The sequence below is a fragment of the Haladaptatus ordinarius genome, assembly GCF_054177595.1.
This window is the reverse complement of sequence record NZ_JBPEHH010000092.1, coordinates 1-14,680: the sequence shown is the minus strand read 5'-3', so window position 1 is coordinate 14,680 and position 14,680 is coordinate 1. Positions and strand designations below refer to the sequence as shown.

The following is a 14,680-nucleotide window of genomic DNA, read 5'->3' as shown; positions in this document are numbered from 1 at the left end:
CGTGGACAAATTCACTGAACGCCCAAGAAACAGACATTGACTGGCGATTCACATCCGAAGATGCACGAATCAAACTACGCCGACTTTATCCTACAATTGATAGTTGACAATGCACTAGAGTCGGTTGCATTCGAGCGACTAGGGAATGGCCGAGTGAATACCGGACGGACCGATGGCAATCATTGTTGAACTCTCACTCCCAGCAACGGAGTTCCCGCTTAGTCGTCTCCTCACCGCAGAAACCGAAACCCAAATCGAATTCGAGCGCATCGTCCCTGTTAGTACTGTACTCACATAGTTATTTACAACACATAAATAAAAACAGCAATATTTATACAATATACGAGTGAGATGGTAACAAGAGTCATGGTGGCTATCAAACAATCCGTTCAAGCGTTCGGTCAGCGTATGGCTAACTGGTCCGAGAAGTGGGTTCCGAGTCCGTATATATTCGCGATCATTCTGACGATTATCGCGTATCTGGCAGCCATTGTGTTTACCGCCGATGGGCCGTATCAGAATATCATCAACTGGTACGAGGGATTCTGGGAATTGTTGACGTTCGCAATGCAGATGGTCTTGATCCTTGTCACGGGCTACGCAGTGGCGGACTCGGACTTCGTGAGTAAGTATTTGGACAGATTGGCCTCGTGGCCGAACAATAACACACAGGCCGCGGGACTCGTCGCAGCTATCGCGCTGATATTCGGTTACCTTCACTGGGGTATCGGCCTGATTGTTGGTGCGATTTTCGCGATTTTCGTCGCACGTGCCGGATACGAGAAGGGAAAAACCTTCCACTACCCCATCCTCTGCGCCGCCGGATACACTAGCCAAACCATCTGGCACGTCGGCCCATCGTCGAGTGCCGGGCTCCTCTCTGCGACCGAGGATCACGTCTTCGCAGATATCTTCGGAGTCATTCCCCTCGGAGAGAGCGTATTGACCTTCTACGCGTTCGGCATCGCCGTTCTCGTTTTTATTACGGTCGTTCCGACACTCGCGTATCTCGCACCCGACGAGGAGAACGCTACCGGAATCAACGAGTACGCCCCGGGTCTGCTTCGGGAGAACGCGAATCTCGAAGCAGACGGAGGTGTCGTGTCAACCGATGTCGAACTTGGACAGCCTGACGTTAAGCGAACCCCGGCAGACAGACTGAACGAGAGCCGCGTGCTCGCGTATATCGTCGCGACCGGCATGATGGTGTACGTCCTCCAGTACTTCTATAACGCTGGGGGGATCGGTGAGGCACTCGACCTAAACGTGTTCAACTTCACGTTCATCGCGCTTGGTCTCTTTCTCCATCATACACCACAAGCGTATATGAACACCATCCGGGACGCAGCGGAGGGTGCCGCTGGCATCATCCTTCAGTTCCCCTTCTACGCGGGAATTCTCGGCATCATCAGCGGGTCAGGTCTCTCAGATATTATCGCGCAAGGACTGCTCGGCGTTGCGACGCCCGAGACATTCCCAGTTATCGCGTGGCTCCTCGGCGGGTTCATGAACCTCTTCGTTCCGAGCGGCGGCGGCGAGTGGGGTATCATCGGTGGCATCGTCGGTGGAACTGCCCAGACGCTCAACGTGCCGGTCGGAAAGGCGATCGTCGCCTATGGCGTTGGGGATATGTGGACAAACATGTTCCAGCCGTTCTGGGCAATCCCGCTGCTGGGACTTACCAAGATGCGTGCTCGCGATATTCTCGGTTACACGATGGTCGTCATGATCGTGTTGGCGCCCATATTCGCAGTTGGTCTCTACTTCCTCCCTTACTAGGTCTCTCTCCGGTCGAGCACCTGTTTTGGCTTCCTCACAGCGTACGGGTGGCCACGCAGGACAGTCGTCACGCACCCAACACCTGACAGTCCCACCGTCGACGTTGATGTCTCGGGCAGTTAATGTGACCTCGTCGCCGAGTTCGAACGCGAGCGTTTGGGTGAGTCAAATGATGCGTCCGTTTCGTAAGCGGTCGTTTGCTGCTTATCGAGAAAAGAACCAGGAATCGGCGTGGAAGAGAGCGATTCCCGCCAATCCTACGATGGCGGCCTGCCCGTCTTAAGCAATCAACCGATAATCGGAACCAGTCGATGACCGCCCGATTCTCACAGAGTCGGCGCGGAGTTGACTGCTGTACGCACGAACAAAGTAATTCGAAGTCTATTGAGGTCTGCCGGATTCCCCGTGGCAAAAACAATATCGGGAGTCCGAATACGACGGAGGATAGGAGTACCGGGAGCGTGGCACTCCCAGCAGTCCCATCCGCATAGTTTGCGAACCCCACCCGGATTCTCACTGAGACGGGGTTCGGTGGGACTGTAAACCTGAAATCTCACGCTCAGAATCCCTCCACGTAAACACGGAGGAGGATGTCAATGTTAATCGACATAGCGTTTCGGGGAGAGTTTTTTTGGAACAACGTCCTTCGTTCGTCCGCGGGACAGCTTTACTAACTCTGGGTGGAACATGTGTATCTGTACGTTGTTATCATGATTAGGCGCCAATTATCCCAATTTCAAGGTGGATCGACGTGACCGTTCGGCAGACACGACTCGGCGAGGTAGCCCTAGAACTTCGCGATGGCAAGCGAGACGCGACGGACTACGTCGCTGAACTATACGAGTGCATCGACGCGTTCGACCCCGATGTCGAGGCGTGGGTCGGAGAACCCAAACGACGGGAAATGATTACGGCGGAGGCCCGAGCCATCGAAGAGCGATATCCCGATCCCGAGCATCGACCTCCACTGTACGGCGTTCCAGTCGGTGTGAAGGATATCTTCCATGTCGACGGACTGCCGACGAAAGCGGGGTCGCATCTTCCACCAGGCGAACTGGTTGGTCGGCAGGCCGCGGTCGTGACGTCGTTTCGAGACGCCGGTGCGCTTGTTCTCGGGAAGACGGTGACCACCGAGTTCGCTTACTTCGAACCGGGGCCGACACGGAACCCGCACGACCTCGCACACACGCCCGGCGGTTCCAGCAGTGGGTCTGCGGCGGCTGTCGCGAGCGGAATGTGCCCGCTCGCGATCGGCACCCAGACCATCGGGTCGGTCATCCGTCCGGCGACGTTCTGCGGGATCGTGGGATACAAACCGAGTTACGGACGCATCCCTCTGGACGGCGTGCTTCCTCTGGCCGAATCCGTCGATCACGTCGGGCTGTTCACCCAGGACGTCGACGGGATGGCACTCGCGGCAGCCGTCTGCGTCGACGACTGGGAACCAGCGGGATGCGCCGACCGGCCCGTCCTTGGGGTTCCTGACGGTGCGTACCTCGCACAGGCGTCTGAGAGTGGTGTTCAGCGATTTGAGGAGTACGTCGACACCCTCGCGGGCGCCGGTTTTGAGATCCGGCGCCACGCGCCGTTCGACGATATCGAGGCCGTCAATGACCGCCACGAGACACTGGTCGCCGCGGAGGCGGCGCTGGCACACAACGAGTGGTTCGACGGCCACGCCGAACGATACGCTGACAGCACGGCCGACTTGATCAGCGACGGTCAGGATGTTACTGTCAAGGCATGGGCCGAGGCACGGCGCGGTCGCGTACAGCTTCGAACCTCGCTGGCGGAGACGATGACGGATCACGGCATTGACGTATGGCTCACCCCTGGTGCTCCCGGCCCCGCTCCCGTGGGCATTGAGAGTACCGGCGACCCTGTGATGAACCTCCCGTGGACGCACGCTGGCATGCCTGCGATCACGATACCCGCTGGAAATGTCGACGGACTCCCGTTCGGCGTCCAGTGCGTCGCAGCATTCGGCGCGGACGAGCAACTGCTCGCCTGGGCTGCGTCCATCGCGGACGCCTTCGACGATCCCTTCCCAACCAGTGGGTGACGTATCTTGCTCAGCCCGCAGTTGCCAACTGACTCCCGGCCGCGACGCATCCGGCCCCCGCGAGGCCGAGTATGCCGACTCCGACGAAGACGGGGACGTACGTCCCGAGCACGTCACGAACAGCGCCACCGGCCGGTGGCGCCAGCAGTCCGGAGATAGCGAACGCGAGTGACATCACACCGTAGAGTGTGTTGAGCTCTGCCGTCCCGAAGAGGTCGGCGACGAGCGGGGAGAGCAACGCACCGTTCCCTCCGTATCCTAAACCGAAGGCGATGGTGATCGCGAACACGGCTAGTGGTGTAACCGCAACTGCTAAGAGCAAGGTCGTAGCGCCCATGACTGCCGAGCAGGCGACAAAGAGGCGGACTCGCCCAACCCGATCAGACATAAATCCGAGACCCAGCCGCGCCACACTCGTCGAGATGCCGATGCTAGCGATGGCCCAGACGCCGACCCAGCGATCCATTCCCGCGTCGGTCACGTACAGTACCAAATGTCCCATCACGACATACAGCGTCGCGTACACGCAGATCCACCCGAGGAGGACGAGCAGAAATGCCGGTCGTTGGACGATCGACCATGCGCGCCAGAACTGTGTCTGGAGATCTACGGATCCGCGCGTTGGTTGCCTGTTTGGGAACTCAACACTCAGATCAGCCTCAACGTCAGTAGGTTCGTCTGCGAAGACGAACACCACTACGGCAACGATGGCAGCCAGTCCGACAGCGAGTATCGTGTAGGTTGTGCGCCAACCGAATGCTTGGATGAGCGTCGATGCAGCCGGGGAAATTGTGAGCAGTCCAATGCCAAGACCAGAGGTTGCAAGTCCGTTTGCCAGCCCTCGTCGTCGGCCGAACCACCTAGGAACCGTTGCGTAGGCGATGACATACACGATACTCAGTCCAAGCGCTGCGAAAACACCATATGAGAACATCAAGGCTGGTAGCGTCCCGCTCTGGCTGGCTCCCACGAGCCCTGCACTGAGTAAACCACCTCCGATGAGCAGCATCCGACGTGGGCCGACTGTGTCGACCAGCCCGCCAACCACCACCGCTGATACATAGAGAATGAACGTGTGAATACCAAACACGAGCGAAATACGCGCTCGCGATGCCTCGAAAGATGTCATCATGGCGTCGGCAAATACACTGAATGAGTAGGTCATCCCAAAGACGACGAACGATGCCAAAAAGCAAGCCCCCGCGATAATCCAGCCATAATAGATATTCATACTGCTAAGGTAGGCGCGGGGTGAAACACCAACGGATAGTTTTTTCATGTCAGGTGACTCCACAATAGCATTTGTGTCATCCTCCGCAGATACGTTGTATCGAAATACTATCAGGATCAGCCATGGTCGTTACCTCAGGTCTCGCTGTGGCGTTGTACCTGTGCGGGTCAAGACCTTCTCAGGTGACATCAACGGATCGGCATTCACTTCGGCCAACTCCGGCCGCGGACAGCCACGACTTACATTGAATTTTTTCTCTAAACTCATCGGTGAATACGGGACGGATATCAGTGATCACAGAACTTTATCCTTACTCCCCGGTATTGAATTATGCTCTCCCTTCGACGAGTCCGTGTGATGAGTTTGCAGAAGACGAGTTGTGGATCACCTGATGAAAACGTTGTTGCGACAAGGAGTAATGAGCAGTATAGGGTTCCGGAAGGGTGTGTGGAACAAGAACGGACGTCGTCTGCGAGCATCTTGACCAAGTCACTCAACGACCTGCTCACTTCTCAAACTGGCTTAACTAGACGGTGCCGCCAATCCGATCATCGAATCAGGACATCTCTTGCATTCCCAAAGTAGTTGGTACAGGAAGCCGTTGAGAAATGAAATGAGTACTGCCCTCACTCAATGCCCTGACTGTGGATTGACCGGTAATACAAGTGATTGCGTGATCGGTGAACTCGAACGAAAGTGTCCCGTCTGCCACCACGCATTTCGGCGTAATTCGTGAATCGAGGAATCTATTCACTCTTTCTCTGGAATCCACCAGATAACCACCCGCGGACTCAATTTCCCACGTTCTAACGCACCACGTTCATGCAATTCCTCGAGCAGCTGATGCACTGGCCGCCGTTTCATTCCAATCGTATCTGTGACCCACCAGGCGGTCACCGCTGGAAACTCGGACGCACGAATCACTCGAAGAATATCGTCATCACTCGCTTTCTCCGCAAATCGTCCCTGCTCGTCGCGCTCACTCTCGTTCTCAGTCATAGCACATAGTATTGCAGCTATCTACTTAATACAAATTTTAGTTAAAATATATTAAATTTTAATACCATGTAACACATAGAATATGGTAGGAAGAACGGTGCCCTCGGGCGTGTGTAGAAACGCGCCGGGTGCTCTAACACCCGGCACCGGTCTTCCAATTGGACCAGAAGACCATGAGTACAAAACAATCCGCAGCCCTTGAAGCTGACGAGACGGCACAGAAACGCGCACAGGCCGAACAATTTTCCTTCGACGTCGATGCCCCCGGACTCATCGAAGTCACCAACGAGAACCACGAGAAACCCACAGAGCACCAATACGTGGTCTCCATCGACGACGTGACCGACGAACTGATGGCCTGCACCTGCCCGCACCACATCCACCGCAACGCATACTGCAAACACATGGCCGCCGTCGAAAACGCAACTGAGGACGGAACGCTTGAGGCGATCTCATCGGACGACGAGCGTGTCAGTGGCCCGTACACTGGCTACGACAAGTACGGCAGCGTCGATCACACATACTGGACGTGTGAGGACTGCGGCGCGGAAGCCACTCGGAAGGGCGCACTCATCGACTGCTGCTAACTCACTCTTTTCATTTATGTCACGCCAAATAACGCTGTCCGAAGGTACCCAGCGAACGCTAACCGAGTGCGCGGATACGACCGAACACGACGACACACCGACGACTGAGCGCGACCTGCTCGACCGTGCCCAACAGCATGCGGCGGACGTCGCTGCCGAGCATTTTTCCCTCCCTGCCTGTTGAAGCGATTGAATGGGACGTTTCGCATCGTATGAAACGGCAAGATTATTTCAACATTGTGGAAATTGAATAATTGGTGGCGACGCTAATAGTAGTTCTTCTACTGTGCCTTCGTCAGGGCGTGGTTCGTCGCTCAAGCGCGAGCTTCACACCAAAGCCGACAAGAACACTCCCACTGACGGTACGGAGAATCGATTGAACAAGTTCCCGCTCGGTGATCGTTTTCCGGGCACGCGCTGAAAAGACTGCCAAGAGTACCTGGTAAAGGAACCCAAGACTCGCAAACAACACGCCGAGCGTGAAAATCTGGAGAGTGGTGTTACTCCCTGGTTGGACGAATTGCGGAAGGAAGGCGAGGAAGAAAATCGCCACCTTGGGATTTAGGACGTTAATCATGAGTGCACTTCGAAAGGACTCGCGTGGCGTGTAGCTAGTGCTCTCTGGCGTAATGTCGAATTCCTCGGTATTTCGGAACGTCTGTACTCCGAGATAGAGGAGATACGCCGCACCCACGAACTTGACAATCGAGTATGCTAATGCAGATGTTCGCAGGATAGCCGATAACCCCACCACAGCAGCTGTCGTGTGGACAATGCTTCCCGTCGAAGATCCAAGTGCGGCCATCACACCGGACGATTGTCCATCGCTCACACTGCGAGTCAGCGTGTAAATGCTGTCAGGGCCGGGCGAAATAATGAGAGCGATTGCAACTGGAACAAAGGCGATGAGCACACCGACACCAAACATACACCATATTTGTGAAGGAATTATCATCAATACATGGGTTGTGGCAACTACTGAGATAGTTGGCCTGCCGAGACGGCATAGAAACGCGCCCAGTGGGAACAATTTTCCTTCGACGTCGATGCCCCTGGACTCGTTGAAGTTACCAACGAGAGCCACGAGAACCCCGTTAATCATCAATACACCGTCTCCATCGACGACGTGACTGAAGAACTGATGGCCTGCACGTGTCCGCACCACGTCCACCGCAACGCCTTCTGCAAGCACATGGCTGCCGTCGAAAACGCAACCGACGACGGAACGCTCAGTGTCTTCCCGTCGGAGGACGAGGAGACGGACGAAGACAACACTGAATCGGCAGAGTACGACTGTGACGGCCTCGGTGGCTTCCCGTGCTGGCTGTGCGTGCGAACGGGACGGAAGGAACTGCCGAACTAGCTTATTCTCTCTCTCGTTTATGACGATCGGTACGGTTAAAATCAATCCCGGACGAAAGGTGTTACATTCCGCTGATACCAATAGAGAAGTATACTATTTTATGTGTCGCCGGACGAAGGGACACCGAATGTCCGCACCGGATCGACGTACTGTTCTCATGTCGTTCGGTTTGCTCGTTCTCAACGGTCTCGCTGGCTGTTCGTTCGTTCAGTCCAAACAGCCACCAGCAGGAAGTCTTCGTTTCGAAAATCAGAACAATCTCCCGCATTCGATCACTATCCGTGTAACCGACGTTGGGGGAGAAATCGCTCGAAAATCGGGCGAAAAACCCGAACCGAGCGGAGATGTGATCGTCCCACCCTCCCAGCGAACACTTACTGCATCGACAGTCGTCAAACCGCGTGAACGCCACACGTATAAGAGCGTCTTCACAGAACCCGTGTAGTACGCCGTCCAGTTTACAGTCGATGGTCGGGAGCCTGCCAACGATGCTGGTAGAACGATGTTTCATCCCGCGCCACCTAACCGTAAATATGGAAATTTTCTCTCTGGGACAGTTTCCGAATCGGGCGAGTTCTCATGGATAATCGGGGGGACGAACAACGCCGGTTCGTTTGAATTCGGCACTAATACAGCCGAGAACTGATTTAGAACAAAACCACCTATTATATCGATCTCTTGTTCTATCTAACATTGACGGTCTCGGATATCACCGACCAGCGAACACTGACGGAAAGCGCGAAAGCAGAGACCGACGATACCCCCGAGATATCGACGGCCCTCCTCGTCCGAGCACAGCAGCACACAACGAACGTCGCCGCCGAGCGAATAACCGCTACTCGTGACCAGTGGACAGTCAGCCGGCAGAAACACACGGGTTCCCACCCAGCTGAAATACATCGGATTTCCTCTGTTTTTCCACCGGACAGACAGTCAACCTAGCTCCTGACAGTCCTGCCGGTGACACACCGGATTCCGGGGAATTCAGGACAGTTCGATACGAACTCAGTAGGTCTCGACTGGAACGTCTAGCGCTTCGAAATCATCGACGTTGTCCGTGAGAACTGCATCGTCGAGGACATCGGCCATCGCGGCGATGTACGCGTCGTTCGGCCCGACACCAGCGTTTCCGCCCTCGTGGTCGTCTGCAGCGGCGAGTAGTTCGCCCGCCACCCGAGCGATCTCTTCATCCACCTCGACCCGGGGATAGCCCAGGAGGCGGTTTCGTACCTCCTGCTCGGTCGTATCGCTCCGAGCCTTGGCGACACCATAGTAGGTCTCGGCGACGACCGGCGTGGGTAACCACTGCATCTCCCCGCGCTCGACGAGTTCCGTTCCTTTCGAGAACGCAGCAGGATCCTCCGCCATCAGGTCGAACAGGTACGACGAATCGATGATCATTCGCCCGTGTCGCCGCTCTCGAAGGCGTTGCGGGCGGCGTCGAGACGGTCGCGGTCACGTCCGCGGAGCCGGTCAACTGCCTTCTTGGCGTCCTCCGCTTCCTCTTTTGACAGGAGGCCAGCGACGTCGCTGGGGTGAGGGCCACGCGTCATTCGGCGTAACGTCTCCTCCATCGTCTCACCGTTCTTCTTGTGGGCGTTCAGCCACTCGTGATACTCTTCCGAGATTCGGATGGTTTTGACCATGTTATATATTCGGATATATGGGCCTAAGAGTGTTACGCCCACGATTCTCCTACTCCCTCGTGTATGTCAAGTCACTACCGTCTTGTGACAACCACTCGAGATCATAGCTGACCCAGTGTTCCGGCACCGTCTTGGCTCCTGGGACAATCGGTGAAATGATTCCTGGACTCACTCGATGCCCTGACTGTGGATTGACCAGTAAGACAAGTGATTGCGTGATCGATGAACTCAAACGAAGGTGTCCCGTTTGCCACTACGTATTTCGACGTAATTCGTGAATCGAGGGATCTATTCACTCTTTCTCTGGAATTCACCAGATAACCACCCGTGGACTCAATTTCCCACGTTCCAACACACCCCATTCATGCAACTCGTCGTACCGTCGATGCGCGGACGGCCGCTCAATGCCAAGCATATCTGCCACCAACCGAACGGTCATCGCAGGAAATCCTGACTTTAGGTGCGCATCAAGGGTTTTGCTGTTAGTGGCACGAATTACTGGTCCTTCCTCGACTATTTTCCGCCACCTATTTGTAGTATTATATCGTTTGGACGCTTGTATGGCCGATTTGATTGTCAAATCCGCAGTGAAAGAACAGCTCGAAGGACAAAATGTGGCGAGTGACTTCTACGATGCATTTGATGAAGAAGTCGCATCAATTCTCGAGGACGCTTCTCGACGAGCCGAAGAAAACGATCGCAAAACCGTCCAAGCGCGCGATTTGTAGCTGCTCATCGCCTCAAATACCATCAACCTGTTTTTAGCTCGTCACTACACAGAACTCATTCCTCAGGGACTGACCGCTATTCCGGTCGTATCCAGATCACGCGCCGTGCTTCGGGCTTCTTCTTTCGGATTTCATCACTCTCATGGAGTTGAGTGAGAACGTTATAGACCGACCGTCGTGACCATCCAAAAGTCAGGACTCAAAGCGTGTACAACGAGATCTACCAGATAATCGGGAACTCGACCAGTCATCTCCCACGTCTTCCTCGTCGGATGGTGGTAACCCTCCGAATTGTCGAAGCAGTACACACATGTACGAGCAGTCAGAACTGTCAGCCATGGGTGGTCTTCCCACTTCCCCACTCGGCGTCGTGCTCCTTACAGGGTTAGTGGGAGGTGGATTGCTTGCACTCGGGTTTGCGTTGCAAGAGGCGGGTGCCATTCGACAAGTCGTTGGCGGCACCACCACGGACATCTTTTCACTCTCGACAGGGATCAGCGGTCCGATCAGCATCTCGGGAACGGCGGTCCAGTACGAAGACACCCTCGTTAGCCCGTTCACTGTACTGACTGTCTGGCGCTTACATACGAGGTTGAGGAGCTTCGAACGACCAATAACGGAACAGCGTGGGTCGAAATCGATTCCAGTCGCGCCGCGATTCCATTCCTGCTGGAAGATGAATCAGGCAGTGTACTCGTCGAGCCAACTCGGGTGCGACTCGGTCTCGATGAGAGCACGACGATAGATGTCGATGGTGGTGAACGGCCTCCGGACCGGATTCAGGAGTTTATCGAACGGAACGACGACGTCGACTCCGAGGAGCGGACATGGGACCTGAAGATCGTCGAACTGAACGTCGGAAACGACCGACGGTACATCGAACGTCAGCTCGACCCCGGTGAGTCGGTGACGATCTTCGGTGAGGTCCAGAACGAACCCGGAGTCAGCACCCGTGCTGGTCAGGTTAACGTGGTGCTTACGGCTGGCTCGTCTCCGCTCATCATCTCCGAGACGACACCATACCGAACCGTACTGCGAGTGTTTTGGCCCGTTCTTGTGGCCGCTTGCCTCGGGATCGTGCTCCTCGGCGCGGCAGTCGGTCTCGTCCAGTTCTGAGTCGCTACTCATGCCCGTATCTGATCCAGTCTCGTATCACGCCACGCTCGATTGAGAACCTGAAGTGCCCGACTCTCCGCTCTTACAGACGCTAGCATACGTGTTCCCGAGCATTCTGGGAGGAGTCGTGGTACTCGCCGGTGCACTCCTGACTTGGCTCCTGCTCCAGGCCGTTCTGACTGGGAATTTCGCCCGAGTGGTCGGATTCGTTGTCATCGCTTTGCTCAGTCTCCTCACTCGTCGCTACCTTCCAGCACTGCTCACGACGAACATCACCGATCCATTCCGCGAGCGATATTCGCGGCGAGGGCTCGTTGTGGGTAGATGAGACTATCTTTTTTCAAGGTGAGAATCCCGCCTCGAAACCGGGTCGCACACGGTCTATGCGCTTCAATATCACTTCGTGACCGTCACGAAGTACCGCGCAGACCTCCTTACCGACGAAATCGCAGAACGCGTCGGTGAGATTGCCAGCGACATCTCCGAGGACTTCGGCGTGAATATCCAGAACGTCAACGGCGGAAGCGACCACGTTCACATCCTGTTCACGGCGAAGCCAACGACCGACCTCACCAAGTTCATCAACTCGCTCAAGGGCGTCACGTCCCGCAAAATCCGTGACGAGAATCCCGAGGTTCGGCAGGTGCTCGACAAGGCGTTCTGGCAACCGGGGTACTTTCTCGCCACCACCGGCCAAGTGAGCGTCGACGTACTCATGAAGTACGTGGAGGAGCAGTAGCGTGTCTACGACCGTCACGAAGACGTTGCAGGCGACGTTCGCCCCGCCGACGGCACACAAGCAGTCAAAACTCAACGACCTGCTCAACACGTACCGTGACGGTCTGCAAGAGGCGTTCGACGCCGGGGCGAGTACCATGTCTGCAGTCAGTGACATCGTAACGCCCTACGACCTGCCGTATCAGGCCAAAGCCGCGCTCTGCAACTACGTCCCGAAACTCCGCAAGACATACAACGCCAAGGAGTTGGACGACGGCCACCCGATACGGCTCACGAACCAAGCCGCGAAGTTCGACCACTCTGAAGAACGCGACTACGAGTTCACGTGGTGGGTCCCGCGTCCCGGTTGGGGAACGAACTTCTGGATACCGCTTCGCATCAATCCCGAACAGGGAGACCTCTGGCACGACCTCGTATCGGAGGATGCGAAGGCGGGCGAGATACGGCTTCAGAAGCACCGGAAGAACTGGGTACTACACGTCACCGTCGAGTACCCGGTCGAAGAACCATCGACGGACGGTGACGCCACGTACATCGGCTTAGACATCGGAGAAACCGCCCTCATCACGGGCTGTGCCCTCACAGACGGTTCTCCGACTGACCCGTTCGTGTGTAGCGGAAGCAGAGCAAAGCATCTCCGCAAAGAGATGCACACGACCCTGAAACGACTCCAAGAGCGTGATGCATCCGAGTGGCGGATTGAAGACCGCTTCTCGCACTACCAGAACGCGCTCACCGACATCGTGGAGAAAGCGTCTCGACAGGCCGTCGAGTACGCCAAACAGTACGAGAACTCGGTGTTGGTGATGGAGGACTTGACGTACATCCGAGAACGTCTCGACTACGGGAAGTACATGAATCGTCGCCTTCACTCGTGGGCGTTCGCCCGACTCCAAGGGCGCATCGAGGACAAGGCGACGGAAGCAGGCATCCCAGTCGAGTACGTAAACCCGGCGTATACGAGTCAGACGTGCCACTCGTGCCACCGTATCGGTCGGCGGGACTCGCAGGCCGAGTTCCGGTGTCCGAACGACGACTGTCACGTTTCGACGTTTCAGGCCGACATCAACGCTTCCGCGAATATCGCACGACAGATTGACCCGTGGGGAGAGAGCGTCCCGCTTGATAAGGCGGAACGCGATGACTCGCCACGGGATGGGAGCGGTTGTGACACCGCCACGACTCACCGTGAGAAGAGCGTACCAGCGCAAATGACGCTCACGGCCTTTCGAGAGTCTAAATCCTCTGCCAGCGACGACTGACTGGTATTCCCCATGCGTGGGAAGCCTCGCCGTTTACGGCGAGGAGGATGTCACTGCAGGCAGGACAGAGCATCGGTGACGGTGGCAATGAATCGGATGTGAACGAATCCAACTCGTAGCACTCTACGAATCTACGTCAGCAACGGAAACCGTCCGGTTAGAATGCACCGTAACGTGATACCCAATATACTCAAAGTTCACCTCTGGTGAGCCATGCTGATAGAGCGCTTCGAGGGCATCTGGGTCAATCACGTCATAGAGGGGCGTCGAAGGCTTCGTGCCATTCGCTTTAGTCACTGCCGTCACCACGGCAGCAGTGATCGACTCGGTGTCTGGACGTGTCGTTCGTATCGATAGCTCTGGCTGCGATGATGACGTGTTCTCCATACGCTCTGCTCAAGCAAGGTGTGCTAATAGTTTTTGGGGGTCACTCGGTAGCATATCACACACTCCCCGAACAATCTCACTGAGTCGAACACCTCGTCTTCCCGATAACCGCACCCGCCCAACCTACCACCAACCCACTAGCCCATCACCCCTTTACAACCTCTCTTCCCAAGTGGACAGTCGGCCGGCAGAAACCAGAAGGGGTGCCCACCTGACGCCAAACACCCCGTTTTTCAAGTGAATTCAGCAGTGCAGACAGTCGACTTTTGCCAGCTTGACAATCCACTATTACCACACCATATTTCCGGAGTAAATCAACCGTACACTATAGATAGACACTCTCTCTTCCCACAAACATTCTCGCTCCCACAGACAGTCCCATTGGCTCACTGCCAGTGACAGTCCCGCCGCTGATTCACAGAAGACAGTCCGTCGGCCTCAACCAGTCCACTCCACAGCTCGTCGCAGCACACTTGACAGTCCCCCGGTCGTCACCGGATATGACCATCACCCGCTAGTACTAGGATGACAGTCCCATGGGCTGTAACACTACCAACGTCTGTTGTTGCCTTGTTGCAGGGGACGATAACACTGTTCTCAGGCGAAGAAATCGCTGTTCTTCGTGAGATTTGTGGTGAATTGGACACCGTCTTGCGATATGAGGTCGAAGCGACCGCTAGTACGGCAGTGTAAGAATCTTGCCAAACAGCACGTCGACGACCCAGACGAACCCGCTGCCCCGACAGGCGGCAGCGGGTTCGCTGAGTGGACCCAAATCGCGT

The 14,680-nt window shown here is 55.9% G+C and carries 15 protein-coding genes and 2 pseudogenes; 10 read left to right on the top strand and 7 right to left on the bottom strand.

Annotated features, from left to right (window positions below):
- Positions 1-351: 351 nt before the first annotated feature.
- Both ACR3FF_RS21620 and ACR3FF_RS21615 read left to right on the top strand, forming a co-directional pair.
- Entirely contained in the window at positions 352-1,779 is a 1,428-nt protein-coding gene (locus ACR3FF_RS21620) for a short-chain fatty acid transporter (RefSeq protein WP_458190209.1), read from the top strand.
- Between the two features lie 751 nt (positions 1,780-2,530).
- Entirely contained in the window at positions 2,531-3,841 is a 1,311-nt protein-coding gene (locus ACR3FF_RS21615; protein ID WP_458190208.1) for an amidase, read from the top strand.
- A gap of 10 nt (positions 3,842-3,851) precedes the next feature.
- Here the strand turns inward: ACR3FF_RS21615 and ACR3FF_RS21610 are convergent, their stop codons facing one another.
- Together ACR3FF_RS21610 and ACR3FF_RS21605 are read right to left on the bottom strand one after the other, a co-directional pair.
- Positions 3,852-5,120: an MFS transporter gene (locus ACR3FF_RS21610; protein ID WP_458190207.1), complete on the bottom strand. Its 1,269-nt coding sequence runs from the start codon at positions 5,118-5,120 to the stop codon at positions 3,852-3,854.
- Positions 5,121-5,822: 702 nt separating this feature from the next.
- A complete protein-coding gene (locus tag ACR3FF_RS21605) occupies positions 5,823-6,071 on the bottom strand; it encodes a hypothetical protein (RefSeq protein WP_458190206.1) in 249 nt (82 codons plus the stop codon).
- 173 nt (positions 6,072-6,244) lie between these two features.
- Here ACR3FF_RS21605 and ACR3FF_RS21600 point away from each other — a divergent pair, with 173 nt between their 5' ends.
- Positions 6,245-6,658 (top strand): DUF8118 domain-containing protein, encoded by a 414-nt coding sequence (locus ACR3FF_RS21600; RefSeq protein ID WP_458190205.1) that lies wholly within the window; start codon positions 6,245-6,247, stop codon positions 6,656-6,658.
- A 16-nt stretch (positions 6,659-6,674) separates the two neighbouring features.
- Positions 6,675-6,842: a hypothetical protein gene (locus ACR3FF_RS21595; RefSeq protein ID WP_458190204.1), complete on the top strand. Its 168-nt coding sequence runs from the start codon at positions 6,675-6,677 to the stop codon at positions 6,840-6,842.
- Positions 6,843-6,953: 111 nt separating this feature from the next.
- Here ACR3FF_RS21595 and ACR3FF_RS21590 read toward each other — a convergent pair whose 3' ends face one another.
- Positions 6,954-7,760: a LysE family translocator gene (locus tag ACR3FF_RS21590; protein ID WP_458190203.1), complete on the bottom strand. Its 807-nt coding sequence runs from the start codon at positions 7,758-7,760 to the stop codon at positions 6,954-6,956.
- A gap of 24 nt (positions 7,761-7,784) precedes the next feature.
- Here ACR3FF_RS21590 and ACR3FF_RS21585 point away from each other — a divergent pair, with 24 nt between their 5' ends.
- Positions 7,785-8,021 (top strand): SWIM zinc finger family protein, encoded by a 237-nt coding sequence (locus tag ACR3FF_RS21585; protein ID WP_458190202.1) that lies wholly within the window; start codon positions 7,785-7,787, stop codon positions 8,019-8,021.
- A 1,005-nt stretch (positions 8,022-9,026) separates the two neighbouring features.
- Here ACR3FF_RS21585 and ACR3FF_RS21580 read toward each other — a convergent pair.
- The 3 genes from ACR3FF_RS21580 to ACR3FF_RS27460 form a co-directional block, all read right to left on the bottom strand.
- Complete coding sequence (locus tag ACR3FF_RS21580; protein WP_458190201.1) at positions 9,027-9,422, bottom strand: PIN domain-containing protein; 396 nt, start codon at positions 9,420-9,422, stop codon at positions 9,027-9,029.
- Positions 9,419-9,667 (bottom strand): hypothetical protein, encoded by a 249-nt coding sequence (locus tag ACR3FF_RS21575; protein WP_458190200.1) that lies wholly within the window; start codon positions 9,665-9,667, stop codon positions 9,419-9,421. Before ACR3FF_RS21575 ends, ACR3FF_RS21580 begins: the two co-directional genes overlap by 4 nt.
- Positions 9,668-9,977: 310 nt before the next feature.
- On the bottom strand, positions 9,978-10,247 hold the full coding sequence (locus tag ACR3FF_RS27460; RefSeq protein WP_472850164.1) for a MarR family transcriptional regulator: 270 nt from the start codon (positions 10,245-10,247) through the stop codon (positions 9,978-9,980).
- Between ACR3FF_RS27460 and ACR3FF_RS21570 the strand changes: the two genes are divergently transcribed.
- From ACR3FF_RS21570 to ACR3FF_RS21555, 4 genes and pseudogenes are all read left to right on the top strand, one after another.
- The gene (locus ACR3FF_RS21570; protein ID WP_458190199.1) at positions 10,228-10,395 is read left to right on the top strand and encodes a DUF1931 domain-containing protein; all 168 of its coding nucleotides are present in this window, start codon (positions 10,228-10,230) and stop codon (positions 10,393-10,395) included. The two genes, ACR3FF_RS27460 and ACR3FF_RS21570, sit on opposite strands and share 20 nt — an antisense overlap.
- A gap of 573 nt (positions 10,396-10,968) precedes the next feature.
- Positions 10,969-11,511: a GIDE domain-containing protein gene (locus ACR3FF_RS21565; protein ID WP_458190210.1), complete on the top strand. Its 543-nt coding sequence runs from the start codon at positions 10,969-10,971 to the stop codon at positions 11,509-11,511.
- 358 nt (positions 11,512-11,869) lie between these two features.
- A pseudogene (gene tnpA, locus ACR3FF_RS21560) lies at positions 11,870-12,250 on the top strand (IS200/IS605 family transposase); the annotation flags it as partial.
- A 1-nt stretch (position 12,251) separates the two neighbouring features.
- A complete protein-coding gene (locus ACR3FF_RS21555) occupies positions 12,252-13,511 on the top strand; it encodes an RNA-guided endonuclease InsQ/TnpB family protein (protein ID WP_458190198.1) in 1,260 nt (419 codons plus the stop codon).
- A gap of 123 nt (positions 13,512-13,634) precedes the next feature.
- Here the strand turns inward: ACR3FF_RS21555 and ACR3FF_RS21550 are convergent, their stop codons facing one another.
- Positions 13,635-13,898, bottom strand: coding sequence for a HalOD1 output domain-containing protein (locus ACR3FF_RS21550; RefSeq protein WP_458190197.1), 264 nt, complete (start codon positions 13,896-13,898; stop codon positions 13,635-13,637).
- Between the two features lie 658 nt (positions 13,899-14,556).
- Here ACR3FF_RS21550 and ACR3FF_RS21545 point away from each other — a divergent pair.
- Positions 14,557-14,680 (top strand): annotated as a pseudogene (locus tag ACR3FF_RS21545) (IS5/IS1182 family transposase); the annotation flags it as partial.

What these genes read in the sequence shown, in the direction of transcription:
- ACR3FF_RS21590 (WP_458190203.1), bottom strand. Translation starts at nt 7,760, where the DNA reads ATGATTAACGGGGTTCTCGTGGCTCTCGTTGGTAACTTCAACGAGTCC.
- ACR3FF_RS21600 (WP_458190205.1), top strand. Translation starts at nt 6,245, where the DNA reads ATGAGTACAAAACAATCCGCAGCCCTTGAAGCTGACGAGACGGCACAG.
- ACR3FF_RS21595 (WP_458190204.1), top strand. Translation starts at nt 6,675, where the DNA reads ATGTCACGCCAAATAACGCTGTCCGAAGGTACCCAGCGAACGCTAACC.
- ACR3FF_RS21580 (WP_458190201.1), bottom strand. Translation starts at nt 9,422, where the DNA reads ATGATCATCGATTCGTCGTACCTGTTCGACCTGATGGCGGAGGATCCT.
- ACR3FF_RS21550 (WP_458190197.1), bottom strand. Translation starts at nt 13,898, where the DNA reads ATGGAGAACACGTCATCATCGCAGCCAGAGCTATCGATACGAACGACA.
- ACR3FF_RS21605 (WP_458190206.1), bottom strand. Translation starts at nt 6,071, where the DNA reads ATGACTGAGAACGAGAGTGAGCGCGACGAGCAGGGACGATTTGCGGAG.
- ACR3FF_RS21575 (WP_458190200.1), bottom strand. Translation starts at nt 9,667, where the DNA reads ATGGTCAAAACCATCCGAATCTCGGAAGAGTATCACGAGTGGCTGAAC.
- ACR3FF_RS21620 (WP_458190209.1), top strand. Translation starts at nt 352, where the DNA reads ATGGTAACAAGAGTCATGGTGGCTATCAAACAATCCGTTCAAGCGTTC.
- ACR3FF_RS21610 (WP_458190207.1), bottom strand. Translation starts at nt 5,120, where the DNA reads ATGAAAAAACTATCCGTTGGTGTTTCACCCCGCGCCTACCTTAGCAGT.
- ACR3FF_RS21570 (WP_458190199.1), top strand. Translation starts at nt 10,228, where the DNA reads ATGGCCGATTTGATTGTCAAATCCGCAGTGAAAGAACAGCTCGAAGGA.